This window comes from Mucilaginibacter terrae (assembly GCF_031951985.1).
Lineage (GTDB): Bacteria > Bacteroidota > Bacteroidia > Sphingobacteriales > Sphingobacteriaceae > Mucilaginibacter > Mucilaginibacter terrae_A.
This window is the reverse complement of record NZ_JAVLVU010000001.1, coordinates 2370699-2390505: the sequence shown is the minus strand read 5'-3', so window position 1 is coordinate 2390505 and position 19807 is coordinate 2370699. Positions and strand designations below refer to the sequence as shown.

21 protein-coding genes are annotated in these 19807 nt (G+C 43.4%); 16 read left to right on the top strand and 5 right to left on the bottom strand.

Features of this window, described 5'->3' with window-relative positions; all coding sequences use genetic code 11:
- Nucleotides 1-5: 5 nt before the first annotated feature.
- The 3 genes from QE417_RS09975 to ruvC all read left to right on the top strand — a co-directional run bounded on the left by QE417_RS09975 (nt 6) and on the right by ruvC (nt 3535).
- Nucleotides 6-1946, top strand: coding sequence for a DUF3857 domain-containing transglutaminase family protein (locus tag QE417_RS09975; RefSeq protein WP_311949620.1), 1941 nt, complete (start codon nt 6-8; stop codon nt 1944-1946).
- A 286-nt stretch (nt 1947-2232) separates the two neighbouring features.
- Nucleotides 2233-2862 (top strand): leucyl/phenylalanyl-tRNA--protein transferase, encoded by a 630-nt coding sequence (gene aat, locus QE417_RS09970; protein WP_311949619.1) that lies wholly within the window; start codon nt 2233-2235, stop codon nt 2860-2862.
- Nucleotides 2863-2881: 19 nt separating this feature from the next.
- On the top strand, nt 2882-3535 hold the full coding sequence (gene ruvC, locus QE417_RS09965; RefSeq protein ID WP_376717524.1) for a crossover junction endodeoxyribonuclease RuvC: 654 nt from the start codon (nt 2882-2884) through the stop codon (nt 3533-3535).
- 65 nt (nt 3536-3600) lie between these two features.
- Here the strand turns inward: ruvC and QE417_RS09960 are convergent, their stop codons facing one another.
- The 4 genes from QE417_RS09960 to rsmA all read right to left on the bottom strand — a co-directional run bounded on the left by QE417_RS09960 (nt 3601) and on the right by rsmA (nt 6451).
- The gene (locus tag QE417_RS09960) at nt 3601-3999 is read right to left on the bottom strand and encodes an HIT family protein (protein ID WP_311949617.1); all 399 of its coding nucleotides are present in this window, start codon (nt 3997-3999) and stop codon (nt 3601-3603) included.
- 100 nt (nt 4000-4099) lie between these two features.
- Complete coding sequence (gene greA, locus QE417_RS09955; protein ID WP_311949615.1) at nt 4100-4573, bottom strand: transcription elongation factor GreA; 474 nt, start codon at nt 4571-4573, stop codon at nt 4100-4102.
- A 154-nt stretch (nt 4574-4727) separates the two neighbouring features.
- Nucleotides 4728-5672 (bottom strand): NAD(P)-dependent oxidoreductase, encoded by a 945-nt coding sequence (locus QE417_RS09950; RefSeq protein ID WP_311949614.1) that lies wholly within the window; start codon nt 5670-5672, stop codon nt 4728-4730.
- Nucleotides 5672-6451 carry a 16S rRNA (adenine(1518)-N(6)/adenine(1519)-N(6))-dimethyltransferase RsmA gene (gene rsmA, locus QE417_RS09945; RefSeq protein ID WP_311949613.1) on the bottom strand — a complete coding sequence of 260 codons (780 nt, stop codon included), beginning with the start codon at nt 6449-6451 and terminating at the stop codon, nt 5672-5674. Before rsmA ends, QE417_RS09950 begins: the two co-directional genes overlap by 1 nt.
- Before the next feature lie 278 nt (nt 6452-6729).
- Here rsmA and pdxA point away from each other — a divergent pair, with 278 nt between their 5' ends.
- From pdxA to QE417_RS09880, 13 genes are all read left to right on the top strand, one after another.
- Nucleotides 6730-7785 carry a 4-hydroxythreonine-4-phosphate dehydrogenase PdxA gene (gene pdxA / locus QE417_RS09940; RefSeq protein WP_311949612.1) on the top strand — a complete coding sequence of 352 codons (1056 nt, stop codon included), beginning with the start codon at nt 6730-6732 and terminating at the stop codon, nt 7783-7785.
- 101 nt (nt 7786-7886) lie between these two features.
- Nucleotides 7887-9065, top strand: a complete 1179-nt coding sequence (locus tag QE417_RS09935; RefSeq protein ID WP_311949611.1) for a heparan-alpha-glucosaminide N-acetyltransferase domain-containing protein — start codon at nt 7887-7889, stop codon at nt 9063-9065.
- 96 nt (nt 9066-9161) lie between these two features.
- Nucleotides 9162-9683 (top strand): YceD family protein, encoded by a 522-nt coding sequence (locus QE417_RS09930; RefSeq protein WP_311949610.1) that lies wholly within the window; start codon nt 9162-9164, stop codon nt 9681-9683.
- A 14-nt stretch (nt 9684-9697) separates the two neighbouring features.
- Nucleotides 9698-9889 (top strand): 50S ribosomal protein L32, encoded by a 192-nt coding sequence (rpmF, locus tag QE417_RS09925; RefSeq protein WP_311949609.1) that lies wholly within the window; start codon nt 9698-9700, stop codon nt 9887-9889.
- Between the two features lie 17 nt (nt 9890-9906).
- Nucleotides 9907-10845, top strand: coding sequence for a phosphate acyltransferase PlsX (gene plsX, locus QE417_RS09920; RefSeq protein WP_311949608.1), 939 nt, complete (start codon nt 9907-9909; stop codon nt 10843-10845).
- A 13-nt stretch (nt 10846-10858) separates the two neighbouring features.
- Nucleotides 10859-11848 carry a beta-ketoacyl-ACP synthase III gene (locus tag QE417_RS09915; RefSeq protein ID WP_311949607.1) on the top strand — a complete coding sequence of 330 codons (990 nt, stop codon included), beginning with the start codon at nt 10859-10861 and terminating at the stop codon, nt 11846-11848.
- Between the two features lie 77 nt (nt 11849-11925).
- Nucleotides 11926-12405, top strand: coding sequence for an acetyl-CoA carboxylase biotin carboxyl carrier protein (accB, locus tag QE417_RS09910; protein ID WP_311949605.1), 480 nt, complete (start codon nt 11926-11928; stop codon nt 12403-12405).
- A gap of 94 nt (nt 12406-12499) precedes the next feature.
- Nucleotides 12500-13840, top strand: a complete 1341-nt coding sequence (gene accC / locus QE417_RS09905; RefSeq protein WP_311949604.1) for an acetyl-CoA carboxylase biotin carboxylase subunit — start codon at nt 12500-12502, stop codon at nt 13838-13840.
- A 73-nt stretch (nt 13841-13913) separates the two neighbouring features.
- A complete protein-coding gene (tatC, locus tag QE417_RS09900) occupies nt 13914-14786 on the top strand; it encodes a twin-arginine translocase subunit TatC (protein ID WP_311949603.1) in 873 nt (290 codons plus the stop codon).
- 44 nt (nt 14787-14830) lie between these two features.
- Entirely contained in the window at nt 14831-15265 is a 435-nt protein-coding gene (gene rpiB, locus QE417_RS09895; RefSeq protein ID WP_311949602.1) for a ribose 5-phosphate isomerase B, read from the top strand.
- 76 nt (nt 15266-15341) lie between these two features.
- Nucleotides 15342-16868, top strand: a complete 1527-nt coding sequence (locus tag QE417_RS09890; protein ID WP_311949601.1) for a M28 family peptidase — start codon at nt 15342-15344, stop codon at nt 16866-16868.
- A gap of 206 nt (nt 16869-17074) precedes the next feature.
- Nucleotides 17075-18466 carry a LutB/LldF family L-lactate oxidation iron-sulfur protein gene (locus tag QE417_RS09885; RefSeq protein WP_311949600.1) on the top strand — a complete coding sequence of 464 codons (1392 nt, stop codon included), beginning with the start codon at nt 17075-17077 and terminating at the stop codon, nt 18464-18466.
- Nucleotides 18467-19045 (top strand): dihydrofolate reductase family protein, encoded by a 579-nt coding sequence (locus QE417_RS09880; protein WP_311949599.1) that lies wholly within the window; start codon nt 18467-18469, stop codon nt 19043-19045.
- Here the strand turns inward: QE417_RS09880 and QE417_RS09875 are convergent.
- Nucleotides 19042-19656 carry a SprT-like domain-containing protein gene (locus QE417_RS09875; protein WP_311949598.1) on the bottom strand — a complete coding sequence of 205 codons (615 nt, stop codon included), beginning with the start codon at nt 19654-19656 and terminating at the stop codon, nt 19042-19044. The two genes, QE417_RS09880 and QE417_RS09875, sit on opposite strands and share 4 nt — an antisense overlap.
- Nucleotides 19657-19807: the final 151 nt, after the last annotated feature.

Below are 19807 nucleotides of genomic sequence, written 5' to 3'. Positions count from 1 at the left end.
TACAGATGCTTCCCCTTAATTTAAAAAGCGTAATTATTGTTGCGGCAGGGCTGCTATTGGCCGGTGAAATTGTAAACGCGCAAGATAAAAACCTACCTAAAGATCTATACATAGCCGCCACAATACCTGATTCGTTGAAACAGGACGTGCATAAGGTAATCCGTTATTCGATGGACGATGTAAAAGTATCAGGGCCGGGCAGGGTGTTGGTAAAATCGCATGAAATAGTAACCATCCTTGATGAAAAGGGGGAAGAGGCTGCTGATTTTTTAATCGCATACGATAAGAAATTCAGTTCGGTAAATTCGGTGCAAATGATAGCCTATAACGCCCAGGGCCAGGTTATTAAAAAGTACAGTAAAAGTGATATGTACGACCGCTCGGCAACTGATGGTTTTTCGGTAATAACCGATAGCCGTTTTATGGCCCTGCGCCATTCGGTAGCCAGTTATCCTATTACTATTGAGAAGTACTCTGAGATAAGTTTGTACAGCTACCTTGATTTGTTTCAGTGGCATATCAGGCCTAAACAAACAGCGGTACAAAACTCAATTTACAAAATAAGTATCTTGCCCGAGCTCAAATTCAGGTATAAAAACAAAAATACCTCCATCGTTCCTAAAAAGGAGATGCAAGGTAGTTACGAAGTATATACCTGGGAAGTAAAGAACTTAAAAGGCGAAGAACCTGAGGAAGATGTACCGGCATGGAGTATTGAGCCCAAAGTGATTTTTGCGGCCAACAAGTTTGAATATTTTGGCAAACCCGGCGATATAAGTACCTGGCAGAGCTATGGCAACTGGCAGCACGAACTCAATGCCGATGTATGCAGCCTTACCCCGCAGCGCGAGGCCGAAATAAAGCAAATGACCGATGGCTTTAAAACCGATCAGGAAAAAGCCCGCTTTTTATATAATTACCTGCAAAAAAACATGCGCTATGTAAGCATACAATTAGGCATTGGCGGTTTAAAACCCTTTGCAGCCAATTTTGTAGATCAGAAAAAATATGGTGATTGCAAAGCACTTACCAATTATATGTATGCCATGTTAAAGGCTGCCGGTATACGCTCACACTACGCTATGGTACGTGCTGGTACCAACGAAGAACCTGCCGATGCCGATTTCCCGGCCGATCCGTTTAACCATGTTATATTGTGCGTGCCGTTTAAGGGCGATACCACCTGGCTGGAGTGTACCAGCAATACCCAGCCCTATGGCAAACTGGGTACCTTTACCGAAAACCGCAACGCCCTGCTGATAACCGAAGAAGGCGGCAAACTGGTGAACACGCCTCGCAGTACCGGTGCCGATAACCGCTTTAACAGTTTGGTAAATATAAAGCTCGATGCCAATGGCGGTGCCACTGCTAAAGTTAAGATCATAAGCACAGGTGAATACCGCGACCTGTATGTAAGTGCATTACCTACCATAAATCAGGATAAGCAAAAAGAGTATCTCCTGCGCTCTTTAAACTTTAAACAGCCCCAGTTTTTTGACATCAAGCAATCGGCCGATAGCGCCGGTGTGCATGAGGCTAATTTTGAGCTGGATTACGATACCTTTACCGAGGCATCGGCAGGGATGAAAAAATTTTACCGTCCGCGTGTATTTGATTTGTGGGGTGCAACTATGCCCGTGTTAGATAAGCGCCGGGGTGATTACTACTTTGAGCACCCTATGCAAAAAGAGTGTACCACAGTAATAAGTTTACCCGAGGGTTTTGAAGCCGAATCGGTGCCCGAAAACGTGAGCCTAAAATTTAGCTACGGCACGTACCAGGCCAGCTATAAATACGATGCCGCCAAAAATGAGGTAACCAGCACCGTTAAATTCAATATGGACAAGCACGTTATCCCCGCGGCCAAATACACCGAAATGCAAAAGTATATGGACGATATTGCCAAGGCGCAGAATAAGAAGTTGATAGTGAAGAAGAAGGCGTAAATATTAATTTTATCTTAGTTTAAATATCCAGTATCATTACGTGTATATTCAGATTACCGAATGCTAATTTCCCAATTTAACAACTGACAAAATACTGTCGGTATTCAAGTCGTTTAACCTGCTACATGTATTCAATATGTTTCATGACGGGCCAAATTGAACACCACGGAAAAACCAGGACTTTGCGTGTAATCTTAGGGCTTTTAAAAGAAGAAACCGAAGAGAGGCAGGACTGTGATATGCATATATCCCACAGCTTCGCATCAAAATAGCTATTTTTGCCTGCATGATCTTCCGGTTAGACGAGCGCATAATCTTCCCAGACCCTCAACTGGCCGAACCCGACGGACTGCTGGCCGTGGGAGGCGATCTGTCGTACCAACGCCTGTTGCTGGCCTACGAAAACGGTATATTCCCGTGGTATAGCGAGGAAGAACCTATACTATGGTACTCACCACACGAGCGTTTTGTGCTGTATCCTCATCAACTGAAAATAAGTAAGAGTATGAGGCAGGTATTGCGTTCACAAAAGTTTAAGGTGACCGTAAATAAGGCTTTTGCACAGGTTATTGAAGCCTGCTCTGCCGTACCCCGTGCCGGGCAAGACGGTACCTGGATAACCGATGATATGAAACAGGCCTACGTTGCCCTACACCAAATGGGGCACGCGCATTCGTACGAGGTATGGGAGGCGGATGAATTAGTAGGTGGTTTATATGGGGTGGATGCCGGCAGGGTATTTTGTGGCGAAAGTATGTTCAGCAAGGTAAGCAATGCCTCTAAAACAGCGCTTATAACCTTTGCAACAAGTGGTTTATACCAACTGATAGACTGCCAGGTGCATACCGAACATCTCGAAAGTATGGGGGCAAGATTCATCAGCCGCGAGGAATACTTGAATGTTTTACAGGTCTGAAAACCGTATCTTTACCCACGTGAACAGCATCCAGCCGCAAAAAGAACGCATTATTTTAGGCATCGACCCCGGAACCGTAGTTATGGGGTACGGCCTTATTAAAGAGGTTGGCTCTAAAACAGAACTCATAGCCCTCGGCAGCGTTAAAATACCGGGCAACGCCGACGACCACATGCTCAAGCTGCAGCGCATCTTTGAAAAAACCATTGCTCTTATTGATAACTATAACCCCGATGCATTAGCCATTGAGGCTCCTTTTTATGGCAAAAATATACAGGTAATGCTCAAATTGGGTAGAGCGCAGGGCACGGCAATTGCAGCCGCATTATCTCGTAATATACCTGTAAATGAGTATGCCCCGCGTAAAATTAAGCAAGCCATAACGGGCAACGGTAACGCTACCAAAGAGCAGGTAGCCGCTATGCTGCAACGCTTACTCAACTTTAAAGAAACCCCTGAGTTTTTAGATGCAACCGATGGTTTGGCCGTAGCCGTATGCCACAGTTTTCAAAAAATAACCACCGGACGGGGTAGCAAAATAAGCTACTCGGGCTGGGAATCTTTTGTGAAGGACAATAATAAAAGGGTGGTAAGCCAGAAGATAGAACCAAGAGCTAAGATCCAGGAACAAAAAAAAGAGAGTCAGGAGTCAAGAGTCAAGAATCGAGAGTAGAATTTCTTTAAAAAAAAACAGGAACCAAGTTTTATCTTGATTCCTGAATCTGTATTCTAAAAAGACTAATTCTCGCGCAGCGCAGCTTTGATCTTCTCAGCCGTAGCATTTAACTCTTCCTCAGTGAAGCTAAGTTTGGGGCGGGCAAAGTTTACATCATCCACATGGTTTACGGGTATAAGGTGTATGTGTGCGTGAGGCACCTCTAAACCAATAACCGCAACACCAACTCTCTTACATGGAATGGCTTTTTTAATGCCTTCGGCTACTATTTTGGTAAACAACTGCAGTCCGGTATATAACTCATCATCCAAATCAAATAGGTAATCAACCTCTTTTTTGGGGATAACCAGCACATGCCCTTCAGTTAGCGGACTTATATCCAGAAAAGCCAAATAATCAATGCTCTCGGCCACTTTATGCGCCGGTATCTCTCCGGCTACAATTTTTGAAAAGATGCTCATAGGTAGTTGTTAGGTAATGTAGTGTATTGAGTAATTAGGTTGTAAGTAATTGGGTTATAAAAAAAGAACTTAGTAACTCAATAACCTAATAACTAAAAAACTATCTGCTTATCTCCAATACTTCAAATTCAATTTTGCCAGCCGGAACCTGAATTTCGGTTTTATCGCCTACTTTTTTGCCTAACAGGCCTTTGGCAATTGGTGATGACACCGAAATTTTACCCGCTTTTAAGTCGGCCTCGCTTTCAGCTACCAGTTGGTAGGTCATCTTTGCGCCGTTTTTGGTATTTTTAATAGTAACAATTGAAAGTGCTAATACCTTTGATGAGTCAATTTTCGATTCATCCAGTAAACGGCCGTTTGCCAGTGTTTCTTCCATTTTGGCAATCTTGGTTTCGTGTAAACCCTGAGCCTCTTTGGCAGCATCATACTCGGCATTCTCTGATAAGTCGCCTTTATCACGCGCCTCGGCAATTGCCTTAGCTATATTGGCACGGCCAGTAGTTTTTAACTGTTGTAATTCTTCTTTTAATTTTTCTAAACCTTCTTTGGTAAAGTATGCAACCTCTGCCATAAACACAATTTTTTAAGTAGATATTAATGTTGAACAGCTATCAAAAAAAACCGCCCTCCCTAATATTTAAGAAAGGACGCGATAGCTATAAAAAACAAACAAGACTATGCAGCTATAACGCTGCCATAGTCTTGTTGGGTATAAAACGAAGATACTATTTTAAAGTTTGAATATCCAAATTTTTTATTTTGGCTGCCATCACCTCGCTTATTTTCCGGTACGACTCAAATGTCCAACCGGCAACGTGCGGGCTTAATATAACTTTGCCGTTGGTGCGTATTTCCTCAAACCATTGTTGCTCACTCAATGACGGAAACTTCTCAACCTCCAGCACATCAAGTCCTGCGCCTAAAACCTTGCCCTGTTTAATGGCGTTCAATACAGCCTGGGTTTGCACCACCTTGCCACGCGACGTATTCAGCAAAAATAAAGGCTTACGAAAATGGAAAAGATACTCATCGTTAACCAAGCCATTTGTTTCGGGGGTGAGCGGGGCATGGAGGCTGAGCACATCACTGTGCTTCACCATTTCTTCCATGCTTACCTCGCGGGCATATTCATCGCTAAAGCCGGTTTTGTATTTGTCGTAAGCAATTACATTAACCTCAAAGCCTTTAAGTTTGCGGGCAAAGCTTTGCCCCATGTGGCCATAACCTATTATACCTACTGTACGCCCTTTTAGTTCATAACCCCGGTTTTCTTCGCGGTTCCACAAACCTGCTCTTACCTCAGCATCGGCACGGTTAAGGTTATTCATGAGTGATAGTAGCAGGCCTACGGCATGTTCGCCAACGGCATCGCTGTTACCTTCAGGAGCGTTTATTAAAGTGATACCTTTATGAACGGCATAAGCCTCATCAATATTATCCATACCGGCACCTGCCCTGGCTATGAATTTAAGATTGGTAGCCGCATCCAGTTCGGGTTTATCGATCCGGAATTTTGAGCGCACAACCAGCCCTTCATAATTACCCAATATCTCTAAAGCCTCATCGCGCTTAATTAACGGACGATAATGGCAGGTGTAGCCTAATTCTTCTACTTGTTCAATAAAAATAGGGTGAAGGTCGTCGACTATAAGAATACTTTTATTTGGCATTAACGGTTGGCAGTTATACGGTTAGTCAATTCAACAAAATCGGCTACGGTCAAGCGTTCGGCACGCAGGTCGAGCATGGTATCAGTAGCCATAGCTTCTTTGTTAATTAAGGCTGATAGTGCATTGCGCAATGTTTTACGCCGCTGGTTAAAACCTGCTTTTACAACCTGCCAAAACAGCTTTTCGTCGCAGTTGAGTTGTGCAGTTGCATTACGGGTTAATCTTATTACGGCCGATAGTACTTTAGGCGGCGGGTTAAATACCCCGGCCTTTACTGTAAATAGATATTCAACTTTATAGTATGCCTGTAAAAATACGCTCAAAATGCCATACTCTTTGCTGCCTGCTTTGGCGTTACAGCGTTCGGCCACTTCTTTTTGAAACATGCCTACTACCTCAACTACCTGCTCGCGGTTATCTAAAACCTTAAAAAGTATTTGCGAAGATATATTGTAAGGAAAGTTACCTATGATGGCAAACGGCTTATCGAATACACTGCCGAAATCCATTTCTAAAAAATCGGCATTGATGAGGCGTTCCTGTAACTGCGGGTATTTCTTTTGCAAAAACTCGTACGATTCGGTATCAATATCAATCAGGTAGGTTTGGTAATCGGTTTTTTGCAGCAGGAAGTCGGATAATATGCCCATACCCGGGCCAACCTCTAAAACCTGTGTGTATTTTGCTTCGGGGCGCAGGCTTTCCACAATTTTAGATGCGATATTTTTATCGGTAAGAAAGTGCTGCCCAAGGTGCTTTTTTGCTCGTACTAATGACATTAACGCGGTGCTGATTTTTACAAATTACGTGATATTTGCGCTTTGATGGTAAACTTTATTACCGAAAGTCCTTTATTTGTAGTTGGATTATGTTTGGATTTCACCGATTTTGATAAGATTTCACCGATTTTATTAATCGATTTCTTATTGATTTTGATATGATTTTACTAACCTGATTAGAATAGTCAGATGGTATTATCGAAATTTGTCAGTGTAATCAAACTAAAGAATATATCGGTGTAATCATAAATGTCATCGGTGAAATCACACAAAATAATATGAGCGAGAAGTTAAAAATAGGTATCAGTGTAGGCGATGTTAATGGTATTGGTTTAGAGATCATCATTAAAACTCTGGCCGATACCCGCATATTTGATTATTGTACCCCCATAGTTTACGGGCATACCAAGGTGGCTTCGTTTCACCGCCGCACAGTGCAGGTACACGACCTTAATTTTAACGTAATTGACAGCGCTGCCAATGCTCATCACAAAAAAGCCAACCTGATTAACTGTTGGGAAGAAGATGTGAAAATTGAACTGGGCAGCGTTACCGAAGCGGGTGGCAAATATGCCTTTAAATCACTGCAACGCGCAACCGACGATTTACTGGCCGGTAATATTGATGCCTTGGTAACTGCACCGATTAATAAAGATAATATACAAAACGAAGAGTTTACCTTCCCGGGCCATACCGAGTACTTGCAGGAGCGCGATGGGGCAGGCGAGGTGCTTATGTTTTTAGTGAGCGAAACCCTGCGTGTAGGCGTGGTAACCGGCCATATACCGGTATCGCAGGTTGCACAAAGCATTACAACCGAAAAAATACTGGCCAAGCTTAAACTAATGAATTCGAGCCTGAAGCAGGACTTTTGGGTGCGTAAACCACGTATAGCTGTTTTAGGGCTAAACCCGCATGCGGGTGATAACGGGCTGATAGGACAGGAAGAAAAGGAAATTATAATACCTGCATTAGAAGAAGCCCGTGCCAACGACATACTGGCATTTGGCCCTTACCCGGCCGATGGCTTTTTTGCCAACGGAGCTTACATGCAGTTTGATGCCGTGCTGGCCATGTACCACGATCAGGGCCTGATTCCGTTTAAACAAATCGCATTTGAATCGGGGGTGAACTTTACTGCCGGGCTAAGCTTTGTGCGCACCTCGCCCGACCATGGTACCGCTTATGACATTGCCGGTAAAAACAAGGCTTCGGAGGTATCGTTCCGTGAGGCATTGTTTGAGGCTATACATATTGTTCGCCGTCGCCGCGAAAATGAAGTACTTAATGAAAATCCGTTGCAGTTTAGCAAGCTGAGCCGCGACCGCGATTAATCTTTTTCATCCATCTGTTGCAAAACAGATGGCAATGTTTAACTGTTACAGCCGTTACTTATTTACACCGGTTGTAAACTTTTAATACATCTACCACCATAATGAATAACCAATATATCCGGGTGCGGTCTATCGACGCTTTCCGTGCGGTTACCATGTTCCTGATGATTTTTGTAAATGATCTGGAAGGTGTGCCGAACGTGCCCGAGTGGCTTAATCACGCCGGCGACAATGTTGACGCGCTGGGTTTGGCCGATGTTATATTTCCTGCATTCTTATTCATTGTAGGGCTTTCTATCCCTTTTGCCTTTCAAAATAGGGAGCAAAGCGGCAGGCATGTGCCTTTTCGCATTATTACCCGCTCATTAGCCTTAATGCTTATTGGCTTTTTTCATGCCAATATGGAAACTTACGACGATTTTCATACCCTGCTGCCCAAGCCCGTGTGGGAAAGCCTGGTAACATTTAGCTTCTTCTTTATATTTTTGGATTACAGGGATATGCCCAAAATACGACGATACATTTTACAAGGTATTGGTATTGCTATATTGATTGCCATGTCAGTGTTATATCGTAGTAACGATCCTAATCACGGCGTGTGGCTGCACTTTAGCTGGTGGGGTATTTTAGGTCTCATTGGCTGGTCGTACCTGTTTTGCGCGCTCATATATCATTACTCAAAGGGCGTGTTATGGATTCAGGTTGCCGCTTGGATCGTGTTTCTTTTTATTAACATCGATTTTCATTTTGGCTGGCTCAGCTTTATTATGCAATGGAAAAGCTATATATGGCTGGCGGGTAACGGCGCTATGCAGGCATTTACAATGGCCGGTGTTGTGGTATCGGTAATGTATATGCGCCTCATGAAAAGCAACGAACTTAAACTGCTTTGGCCGGGCATTATATTGCTGGCTATTATATTGGGTAATTTAGGTTTTATAGTGCGCTACATAGGCGGTATATCCAAAGCGCGCGACACTCCTTCATGGTTGCTCATGTGTACCTCCATCAGTTTGCTTACTTATCTGGTGTTTTTGTTTTTAGTTGATGTGAAGCAAAAGTTTCATTGGTTTAACTTTATTAAACCTGCCGGTACCAACACATTCACCTGTTATATTATCCCGTTCATATTTTACCCTATTTACGGCATGACTGATTACGGCTACCCCGAATACCTGAGCGAAGGTATGGGTGGACTAATCAAATGTTTGGTGTTTTCGTTCCTGATGATATGGGTGGCAGGGCTGTTGAGTAAGATAAATATCAGGCTGAAGATATAGCAGCATGTGGCATGTAATACCGGTGTTACCGCAATTTGAAAAAACGTTTTCCACTTAAATAAAATTTGTCTACATTTGCGGGCTAATTATCGCTCATTGAAATCGTTAAAAACATATTCAATACCCTTTACCGGCTTAAAGCTGGGCAAGCATGACTTTGATTATGTGGTTGACGGCGAGTTTTTCAAAGAATTTGAATACTCACTTGTTAAAAAAGCAAATCTTCAATGCCATGTAACGCTCGATAAGCAGGAAACTATGATTATCCTGGATTTTCATATCCACGGTACAGTTGAAGTAACCTGCGATAGGTGTTTGTCTGAATATAACCAGCCTGTTGATATACACGAGCAGCAGGTGGCTAAGTTTAGCGAAGAAGAGGTTGATGAGAACGAAGAGATAATTACCCTGAATAAAAATGATGTTGAAATAGACATTTCGGGGTTGATATACGAGTATATAAATGTTTCCGTTCCTTTTATTGCGGTATGCAGTAATGAGGGTAACGGTCGCGATTGTGATAAAGATATGCTTGACAGGTTAAATCAACTGTCGGGCGGTGACGAACAGGAAAAGAGTGAAGACCCACGCTGGGACGCGCTCAAAAAATTAAAATGATATAATTTAAAGTTATGCCAAATCCAAAACGTAAGTTCTCCAAATCAAGAACTGCAAAACGCAGAACGCACTATAAAGCTGAAGCTCCTTCATTAACTACTTGTGCAACTACCGGTGCCGTACACTTACCTCACCGTGCTTACACTGTTGATGGTAACGTATACTACAACGGTAAATTACTGATCGAGAAAGCTGCAACCGTTTAAGCCCCGTTTTCGTGCAAATGAAGATAGGCTTAGATATTATGGGCGGCGATTATGCTCCTAAAGCAGCTGTTTTAGGAGCAATTGAAGCTTATAAAGCTTTAACCGGCGGGCAAACGCTGGTATTGGTTGGCGATAAAGAAATTGCCACAAGTATTCTTCAGGAAAATGACTTCAATCCTGATCGCTTTGAGTTTGTACACACAACTGAGGTGATTGGTATGGGTGAGCATCCCACCAAAGCTATTGCGCAAAAGCCCGGCTCCAGTATTGGTGTGGGCTTTAAGCTGTTGAAAGAAGGCCATATTCAGGCCTTTTCGTCGGCAGGTAACACAGGCGCTATGCTGGTTGGTGCTATGTTCAGCGTAAAAACTATACCGGGTGTTATACGCCCGGCCATGACTACTATTGTACCCAAACTGGAAGGCGGTTTGGGTATTTTGTTAGATGTAGGTGCCAATGCCGATTGTAAGCCCGATGTGCTTTTGCAATTTGGTGTACTGGGCAGCTTGCTTGCCGAAAACGTTTATAACATGAACAACCCACGCGTTGCACTCATGAATATAGGCGAAGAGGAAGAAAAAGGCAATATGCTTAGCCTGGCCACCTATCCTTTAATGAAAGAAACCCAGCTTTTTAACTTTGTGGGCAATGTGGAAGGCCGTGATTTGTTTAACGACAGCGCAGATGTATTTGTGTGCGATGGTTTTACAGGTAACGTTATCCTTAAACTGGCAGAATCGTTTTACGTTATTACCCGTAAAAAAAGGATAAAAGACGAGTTTTTTGACCGCTTTAACTATGAGCAGTATGGCGGCAGCCCTATTCTTGGGGTAAATGCGCCGGTGGTTGTAGGGCATGGTATCTCCAATCCCGAAGCCATAAAGAATATGGTACTTTTGTCGGCTAATATGGCCGAGAGTAACCTGGTTGATAAAATCAAACAAGCTTTCGTTTAAACTATTTAGATAAATGCATAAAATACAGGCTGCAATTACCGCTGTACATGGCTATGCACCCGAATATGTGCTTACCAACCACGAGCTTGAATCGCTGGTTGATACTAACGACGAGTGGATCACCTCTCGTACCGGCATCAAAGAGCGCCGCATCCTCAAAGGCGAAGGAACTGCTACATCTGATTTAGCTGTACCCGCTGTTGAAGGCTTGCTAAAAAAGCGCGGCATCACTGCCGAAGAAATTGACCTTATTATTTTTTGTACCACCACTCCTGATATGCCTTTCCCGGCAACGGCCAACATACTGGCCGATAAAATTGGAGCCAAGAACGCCTGGGGGTATGACCTGCAGGCTGCCTGCTCGGGTTTTGTATTTGGTTTGGCTACTGGTGCATCTTTTATAGAAAGCGGCAAACACACCAAGGTACTGGTTGTAGGGGGCGATAAAATGTCGTCTATAATTGATTATACCGACCGCGCCACCTGCATAATTTTTGGTGATGGTTGTGGCTGTGCCCTGCTCGAGCCAACTACCGAAGGTTTAGGTATTATGGATTCGGTGTTGAAAAGCGATGGCGCAGGCCGCGAGTTTCTGCACATGAAAGCAGGCGGTTCATTACGCCCGGCTTCATACGAAACCATTGATAAACGTGAGCACTTTGCTTACCAGGAAGGTAAAACCGTATTTAAATTTGCCGTTACCAACATGGCCGATGTTGCTGCCGAAATTATGGAGCGCAATAACCTTGTTGCCGATGATATTGCATGGCTGGTTCCACACCAGGCCAATAAGCGTATCATCGATGCCACTGCTAATCGTATGGGTATAAGCGACGAAAAAGTTGTTATAAACATTGAACGTTACGGTAACACCACCAACGGAACTATACCATTATGCCTTTGGGAGTGGGAAAGCAAATTCAAAAAAGGCGACAACATTGTGCTGGCTGCCTTTGGCGGTGGTTTTACCTGGGGATCGATGCTCATTAAGTGGGCTTACTAATTTTTGGGAACAATTTTTATTTAATTTGTTATAACTTAGGTTTTTAATTCTTGTTAAGAACCAACTACACCTAAAACATGGATATTAAACAAATACAGGACTTGATCCGTTTCGTTTCTAAATCGGGCGTAAACGAGGTTTCCATTGAACAAAACGAGTTCAAGATCACCATCAAAACAAATCAGGCTCCAACTATTGTTAATGCTACATTGCCGGTAGCACAAGCTGGTGTTCCGGCTGCGGCACCTGTACTTCCCGTTGCTGCCGAACACATACCTGCTCCTACCGATGCTCCTGCTGCTGCAGATGTATCTAAATATGTAACTATAAAATCTCCTATGATCGGTACTTTCTACCGTTCATCATCTCCTGATAAGCCATCGTTAGCCAACGTGGGCGACGAAATTAAACCGGGCAGCGTGCTTTGTATCATCGAAGCCATGAAACTGTTTAACGAGATCGAGTCAGAAGTATCGGGCAGAATCGTAAAAGTACTGGTTGATAACTCATCACCGGTTGAGTACGACCAACCTTTGTTTTTAGTTGAACCTATGTAAATTTGCTGATGTGCAGATGTGCAAATGTGCAGATGATAAGAAATTAAATCATTCGCACATTTGCATATCTGCACATTTGCACATCTAAAAAGACATGTTTAAAAAAATACTCATAGCTAACCGTGGCGAAATAGCCCTGCGCATTATCCGTACTTGTAAGGAAATGGGCATTAAAACGGTAGCCGTATATTCTACCGCCGACCGCGACAGCCTGCACGTGCGCTTTGCCGATGAGGCCGTATGTATAGGTCCGCCGGCCAGCCGCGATTCTTATTTAAATATCCCCAACATCATATCAGCTGCCGAAGTTACTAATGCCGATGCTATCCATCCGGGCTATGGTTTCTTGTCTGAAAATGCCAAATTTTCGGCTATTTGTGCCGAGTACGGCATTAAATTCATTGGTGCCACTGCCGACCAGATCAACGATATGGGCGACAAGGCTGCTGCCAAAGCAACCATGAAAAAAGCTGGTGTACCAACTATTCCGGGGTCGGAAGGTTTGTTGCACGATGTTAAAGAAGGTATACATATTGCCAACAAAATTGGCTATCCGGTTATACTAAAAGCAACTGCCGGTGGTGGTGGCCGTGGTATGCGCATTGTTTGGAACGACATGGAGTTTGAACCCGCCTGGGATTCGGCCCGTGCCGAGGCAGGCGCTGCCTTTGGTAACGATGGTATTTACCTCGAAAAATACGTGGAAGATCCACGCCACATCGAAATTCAGGTAGTAGGCGACCAGTATGGTAAAGTTTGCCATTTGTCTGAAAGGGATTGCTCTATTCAGCGTCGTCACCAAAAACTGGTTGAAGAATCACCTTCACCATTCATGACCGAAAAGCTGCGTAAAAAAATGGGTGAGGCTGCCATCAAAGGTGCCAAAGCTGTTCAGTATGAAGGTGCCGGTACCATCGAGTTTTTGGTTGATAAACACCACAACTTCTACTTTATGGAGATGAACACCCGTATACAGGTGGAGCATCCCGTAACCGAAGAGGTAATTAACGTTGACTTAATTAAGGAACAGATCAAAGTAGCGGCGGGAACGCCAATATCGGGCAAAAACTACGAGCCAACAATGCACGCCATAGAGTGCCGTATCAATGCCGAAGATCCTTTTAATAATTTCCGTCCATCACCGGGTAAAATTACCAATTTCCACTCACCGGGTGGGCACGGTGTACGTGTTGACACACACGTATATAGCGGCTATGTTATTCCGCCAAACTACGACTCGATGATTGCCAAGTTAATTTGTGTGGCCCAAACCCGCGAAGAAGCTTTGAATACGATGCACCGCGCATTAAGCGAGTTTGTTATTGAAGGTATTAAAACTACTATTCCTTTCCACTTACAGTTAATGCAGGACCCTAACTTCAGGGCCGGTAATTTTACCACCAAGTTTATGGAAAGCTTCGAGATTGCAGAATAAATTTCGATATAAATAAAATTAATCTCTAATACCATTCGTATGTTATACAGAATGGTATTTTTGTTTACAATACATGAGCGATAATAAATTAGTAGAAGCAATAAAGGAAAAGAGCAAGGAACTCGACGTTGAAATGTCGTTTTTTGACCATATTGAGGTGTTACGCTGGCATTTGATACGCTCGGCAATTGCCATTTTGATCTTCACCGGCCTGGCATTTTATTTTTACGACTTTATTTTTGATAAAGTGATTATGGGTCCCATGCGTAGCGATTTTTGGTTCTACCGCATGATGTGCAAACTGGCCGATGCGTTAAACCGTCCGGGTTTATGTGTAAAGGCTATTCAGGGTAAAATTATTAATACCGAAATGGCCGGGCAGTTTACCATGCAAATCAATTCGTGTTTTATAACAGGATTGGTGCTTGGTGCTCCCTATTTACTTTGGGAAATATGGCGCTTTATAAAGCCTGCACTGCATGAAAACGAGGCTAAGGCGGCATCAGGTTTTGTGTTTTATGCCACCGCCCTGTTTATTATGGGTATTATGTTCGGTTACTTCATTATTGCTCCTGAGTCTATCAGCTTTTTGGCAGGCTACAAAGTGAGTAATATTATTGAAAATACTTTTACTATCGATTCTTACTTATCATCAGTAACCACGCTTACGCTGGCAACAGGTCTTGTGTTCCAGTTACCTATGATCGTTTACATCCTATCGAGCATTGGTATGCTAACCCCGGCGTTTATGCGTAATGGCAGGCGTTATGCTATTGTAGGGATTCTCATTATCTCGGCCGTAATTACCCCAACTCCAGATATACTTACCATGTGTATTGTGAGTGTGCCGTTATTTGTGCTTTATGAAGTGGGTATTGTGGTAGCTGGCAGGGTAGAGAAAATCAAACTTAAAAAAGCCAATAAATTAATGAAGACAGGTAATTAACCTGATAGTCATACAGGTTGTTATTTTAATCATCATACATCATCATGAACAAAGAATTTAAAATAGCCATAGGCTCTGATCATGCAGGTTTTAACTATAAGCAAGCATTAGTAGAATGGTTACCACAAGCTACCGTTAAAGATTTTGGTACCCATTCAACCGAATCTACTGATTACCCTGACTTTGCCCATCCCGTAGCTTCGGCTGTTGAAAGCGGCGAGTTTGATTTTGGTATTTTAGTTTGTGGAAGTGCTAATGGTGTTGCTATTACAGCTAATAAACATCAGGATATACGCGCAGCTATTTGCTGGTTGCCCGAGTTGGCATCACTGGCGCGTAAGCATAACAATGCAAATATTGTTTGCATACCCGAGCGTTTCATTTCTTTAGATGATGCCAAAGAAATTGTTGAACTGTTTTTAGATACTGAATTTGAAGGTGGCCGTCATGCCAATCGCGTGGCTAAAATGTCTTGCTAATCAGTACATAAAGTCACATATTTGTTGCTTAGCTGTTAAAATACATTAAGTAACTTACTGCTCTTTTTATTAACTCATGAAGAAAATTTTATTGTGCAGTGCTGCACTGGCGGTAGCACTTGGGGCTTGTGCCCAGCAAAACGCCACTGCGGTAAAGTACGCTAAGTACATTACCGTTGAAAATGCCAAAAAGCATTTAACCATTGTAGCGTCGGATGAAATGGAAGGCCGCGAAACCGGTAAACCAGGTGCAGACAGAGCCGCTAATTATTTGGCCGGCGAATACAAGAAATTAGGGTTGTTGCCTGCCAATAAAGGTTCGTACTTTTTAGATGTGCCTTTGTCGGTTACCAGCTTTGGTGTAAATTCATTAAGCATTAACGGAAGTAAACTTACCCAGGGTAAAGATTTCTCGGTAATGAGTGGTTCGGGTGTTCAAACCGTAACTGCTGCCGAAATAGTGTTTATAGGATACGGATCTGAAGCAGAGATTAAAGATGTTAACCTGGAAGGCAAAGTAGTTTTAGTAATTGCTGATGCGAAACCGGGTGCCGATGCCAGTGTTAGCCCTATGCGTGCCTTTGGCCGTTTAGCAGCAATGCTGGGTCAAAAAAAGGCAGCTTTGATACTTGCAGTAGGAAAAGTTAACCCGGTTGCACCTGCCGGTGGCCGAATGACGCTTAAAGCCGATAACCCTCGGCCTGTGGTTGCCCGTACACCTGTGCTAACCATAAGCCAACCCGTTGCCGATAACCTTTTAAAAGCAAGCGGTAAAACTTACGAGCAATTAAAAGCTGCTCCTGCTACTCAAACTGCAAAAGCCGATGTTGCGGTTGATTACGCAACCAAAACTATAGATGCCAAAGCTGTTGATATTGTGGCTATGATCCCCGGTTCGGACCCTAAATTGAAAGACGAAGTTTTAGTTTTTTCGGCTCACTACGATCACATTGGCATGGAACCAGAAGGTACTCCGGGCGACCGTATTAATAACGGTGCCGATGATGATGGTTCAGGCACCGTTGGCATTCTGGAAATTGCCACCGCTTTTATGAAAGCTAAAAAAGACGGTAAAGGCCCGCGCCGTACCATCCTGTTTTTAGGCAACGTGGGTGAAGAAAAAGGCTTATTGGGTTCTGAATACTATTCCGAGCATCCTGTATTCCCGCTGGCTAATACCATTACCGATCTAAACATCGATATGATCGGTCGCCGTGACCCTGCCCACAAAGATTCGCCTGATTACTGCTACCTGATTGGTTCGGATAAGTTAAGTACCACGCTGCACAAAATAAGCGAGAACGCCAACAATACCTACACCAAGTTGGCGGTTGATTATAAGTACAATGATCCTAAAGATCCTGAGCGTATCTATTACCGTTCAGACCATTATAACTTTGCCAAGCACAACGTGCCAATTGTATTTTACTTTGATGGTGTGCACGAAGACTACCACAAGGTAAGCGATGAGGTAAGCAAAATCGACTTCCCATTACTGGTTAAACGTGCTCAATTGGTATTTTATACCGGCTGGGATTTAGCAAACCGCGATGAGCGCCCCGTGGTTGACGTTACTAACGATATGCCAGCTAACCGTAACTAAGCAAATAACATTGTTGAAAACATAAGCGCCGTTGAGGAAACTCAAACGGCGCTTTTTTGTTGATGAAGTTCAATTCCCCTCTTGAGAGGGGGCGGGTGAGGTAAAGCAATGGCAGGGGTGTGTCCTTGCAAACTTTGCTTTCAAGGATGGCATTTATAGCTATAACTTCCGTCAACTAAAATTAAAAAACACTATTTTCGCTCTTTATGGGAGATACTGCCGCGAAATTTTTGACAGATTCGGAGGAGAAGGTTTTTGACCGCGATCATCGCCGCATTATAAACTTTAATATGGGGCGCTACCATACTTCGGTGGCCCGTGGTACTGCCCGTTTGGCTAATATGGAAACGGCCAAACGCAAAGCGCATGTTATCAAGTGGCGCATTATGGAAAACCTCGATAAGTACCTGCCTGAGTTTGAGGCCAACTTTCAGCGTCGTGGTGGTAAGGTAATATGGGCCAATGATGTAGAAGAAGCGCAGCAGGAGATATTAAGTATATTGCAAAATGCAGGAGCAAGGCGTATAGTAAAATCAAAAACCATGGCTACCGAAGAAATTCATTTAAATGAATTTCTGGAGCAGAATAACATCGAATCGCTGGAAACGGATTTGGGCGAATACATTGTGCAACTGCTGGGGCAAAAGCCTTATCATATTGTAACTCCGGCTATGCACCTCTCCAAAGAAGACATTGCCAAGCTCTTCCACGAAAAATTCGGAACGCCTATTGATTCTACCCCCGAACAGCTTACTGCCAAAGCGCGGGAGTTACTTCGCGATAAATATTTAGAGGCCGATGCGGGTATAACCGGTGCCAACTTTTTAATTGCCGATACAGGCAGCATAGCCGTAAGCGAAAATGAAGGCAATACGCGTTTAACCACCACCTTCCCTAAAATACACATAGCCGTGGTGGGTATCGAAAAATTGATACCATCTATTAATGAGCTTGATTTGTTTTGGCCTATGCTGGCTACACACGGCACAGGGCAAAATCTAACGGTGTACAATACTATACTCACCGGTCCGCGCCAACCGCTCGAAACCGACGGCCCGGAAGAAATGTACGTAATTTTGCTGGACAATGGCCGAACCGACCTGTTGGCTCAAAAAGATCAGCGTCAGGGTTTATATTGTATACGTTGCGGTGCTTGTTTAAATGCCTGCCCGGTGTATCAAAACGTGGGTGGTTATACTTATGATACTACGTATAGTGGGCCAATTGGTTCGGTAATTACGCCGCATATGCGGGGCATGGAGGAGTTTAAACACTTGAGCTATGCATCGAGTCTTTGCGGACGTTGTACCGAGGTTTGCCCGGTTAAAATCGACATCCATAAAATGTTGCTGCTTAACCGCCGGGATGCCGTGAAAGAAGGTATAGTAAGTAAGCCCGAGCAATGGGGATGGGCAGCCTGGAAAAAGGCCATGATGAGCCGCAAACTCACCGATTTTTTTGGAGGAAAGATGAAGAACTTTATGTTGCGCACCTTCTTCAAAAAATCGTGGGGTAAGTACAGGGCGATGCCTGAAGTGGCCGAAAAATCATTTGCTCAACGCTGGAAAGAAGAGCAAAACCTAACCGATAAAGACTAAATGAGAAAAGTAATATTGAACGTGGCCGTAAGCCTTGACGGGTATATAGAAGATGCCAACGGCGCTTACGACTGGTGCTTTACCGATCAGGGCTATGGTTTAACCGAGTTTGTTGCCCAAACCGATGCCCTATTTGTTGGCCGTAAAAGCTATGAACTGATTGCCGGCAAAGAGGACGAGTACTTTCCTGATGTAAAGAAGATATATGTGTTTTCAAATTCGATGCAGGATGCCGGACATCCTAAAATTGAATTGATACGCAGCCATGAGTTTGATGTTAAAGTGCAGGCTATAATGGAAAGCGAAGGCTACAATATCTGGCTATATGGCGGTGCCAGTTTAGTAAAAGCTTTTTTAGCAAAGCGCTGGATAACCGAAATGCATTTATCGGTTCATCCCATTATATTAAGTGCAGGTAAACCGTTATTTGAAGATTTAAAGAACCGGGTAGAACTTATTTTACAAGACACAATTACTTACAGCAGTGGTTTAGTGCAGTTAATTTATGTGCTGAAACCCGTGTTTGATACCAGCGTGCTGGATGCGCAAATGAATGATCTTGACACCAAGATCTTTTAAGCAACCTCTACTAACTCCACCTCAGCTACAGGGCTAAACAAATAAATGCGCTTGGTGCTTATTTCCACGCACCTGAAGCGTTTGCGCAATTGCTCTTCCTTACGGAACACCCGTCCATCCTTAATTTTAAAAACAGCTTTTAACGGTATTTTTTCAATAGTGGTAGCTGTTGCTGCGTTGTTGTCGTATTTTCTTAGGGTACGATACAAGTTCAAGTCCGAGCAGCTTGAGGCGCCGGGGTTATTCAGGTAAGCGGTTATAGCAAAAGTAATATCAGCCGGAAAAACCTGTTGCTCAAAAAATGGCTGCATCATTTTCTTGAAATTTGCTTTCCATTCGGCACCGTGGGGTTTAATGAGGTTTTTATGCTGATTCCAGGTGTATAGGTGAGCAAACTCATGCACGGTGGTTACTAAAAAGGCATAAGGATTTAAATTGTGGTTAACCGATATACGGTGCCCTTTACCCTGAAAAGGCGGTCGGTAATCGCCAAACTTACTGTTGCGGCTGCGCGATATTTTAAACTCACATTTAAAATAGTCAATCCATTTGACAATGAGCGGTGCCGCTCCGGTAGGTAAGTATTTCTCTAAAACTTTAATCTTGTCCAATTCTTTCTCCTAATCAAATATAACATTTGTTAAAATTATTTCTGTCGGGCTACTGCAAAAAATATATCGCAAATAATTGTTAATCTGATTTTTAATACTGAGCTTTATAATACGCAGATACTTCTGCACGTCTGCTAAACAGCCAATTATA

Coding starts and splice junctions, on each gene's coding strand:
- QE417_RS09885 (WP_311949600.1), top strand. CDS start 17,075: ATGGGAGATACTGCCGCGAAATTTTTGACAGATTCGGAGGAGAAGGTT.
- plsX (WP_311949608.1), top strand. CDS start 9,907: ATGAAGATAGGCTTAGATATTATGGGCGGCGATTATGCTCCTAAAGCA.
- tatC (WP_311949603.1), top strand. CDS start 13,914: ATGAGCGATAATAAATTAGTAGAAGCAATAAAGGAAAAGAGCAAGGAA.
- QE417_RS09975 (WP_311949620.1), top strand. CDS start 6: ATGCTTCCCCTTAATTTAAAAAGCGTAATTATTGTTGCGGCAGGGCTG.
- rpmF (WP_311949609.1), top strand. CDS start 9,698: ATGCCAAATCCAAAACGTAAGTTCTCCAAATCAAGAACTGCAAAACGC.
- pdxA (WP_311949612.1), top strand. CDS start 6,730: ATGAGCGAGAAGTTAAAAATAGGTATCAGTGTAGGCGATGTTAATGGT.
- QE417_RS09890 (WP_311949601.1), top strand. CDS start 15,342: ATGAAGAAAATTTTATTGTGCAGTGCTGCACTGGCGGTAGCACTTGGG.
- QE417_RS09915 (WP_311949607.1), top strand. CDS start 10,859: ATGCATAAAATACAGGCTGCAATTACCGCTGTACATGGCTATGCACCC.
- aat (WP_311949619.1), top strand. CDS start 2,233: ATGATCTTCCGGTTAGACGAGCGCATAATCTTCCCAGACCCTCAACTG.
- QE417_RS09935 (WP_311949611.1), top strand. CDS start 7,887: ATGAATAACCAATATATCCGGGTGCGGTCTATCGACGCTTTCCGTGCG.
- rsmA (WP_311949613.1), bottom strand. CDS start 6,451: ATGTCATTAGTACGAGCAAAAAAGCACCTTGGGCAGCACTTTCTTACC.
- QE417_RS09950 (WP_311949614.1), bottom strand. CDS start 5,672: ATGCCAAATAAAAGTATTCTTATAGTCGACGACCTTCACCCTATTTTT.
- accB (WP_311949605.1), top strand. CDS start 11,926: ATGGATATTAAACAAATACAGGACTTGATCCGTTTCGTTTCTAAATCG.
- QE417_RS09960 (WP_311949617.1), bottom strand. CDS start 3,999: ATGAGCATCTTTTCAAAAATTGTAGCCGGAGAGATACCGGCGCATAAA.
- QE417_RS09880 (WP_311949599.1), top strand. CDS start 18,467: ATGAGAAAAGTAATATTGAACGTGGCCGTAAGCCTTGACGGGTATATA.
- rpiB (WP_311949602.1), top strand. CDS start 14,831: ATGAACAAAGAATTTAAAATAGCCATAGGCTCTGATCATGCAGGTTTT.
- accC (WP_311949604.1), top strand. CDS start 12,500: ATGTTTAAAAAAATACTCATAGCTAACCGTGGCGAAATAGCCCTGCGC.
- greA (WP_311949615.1), bottom strand. CDS start 4,573: ATGGCAGAGGTTGCATACTTTACCAAAGAAGGTTTAGAAAAATTAAAA.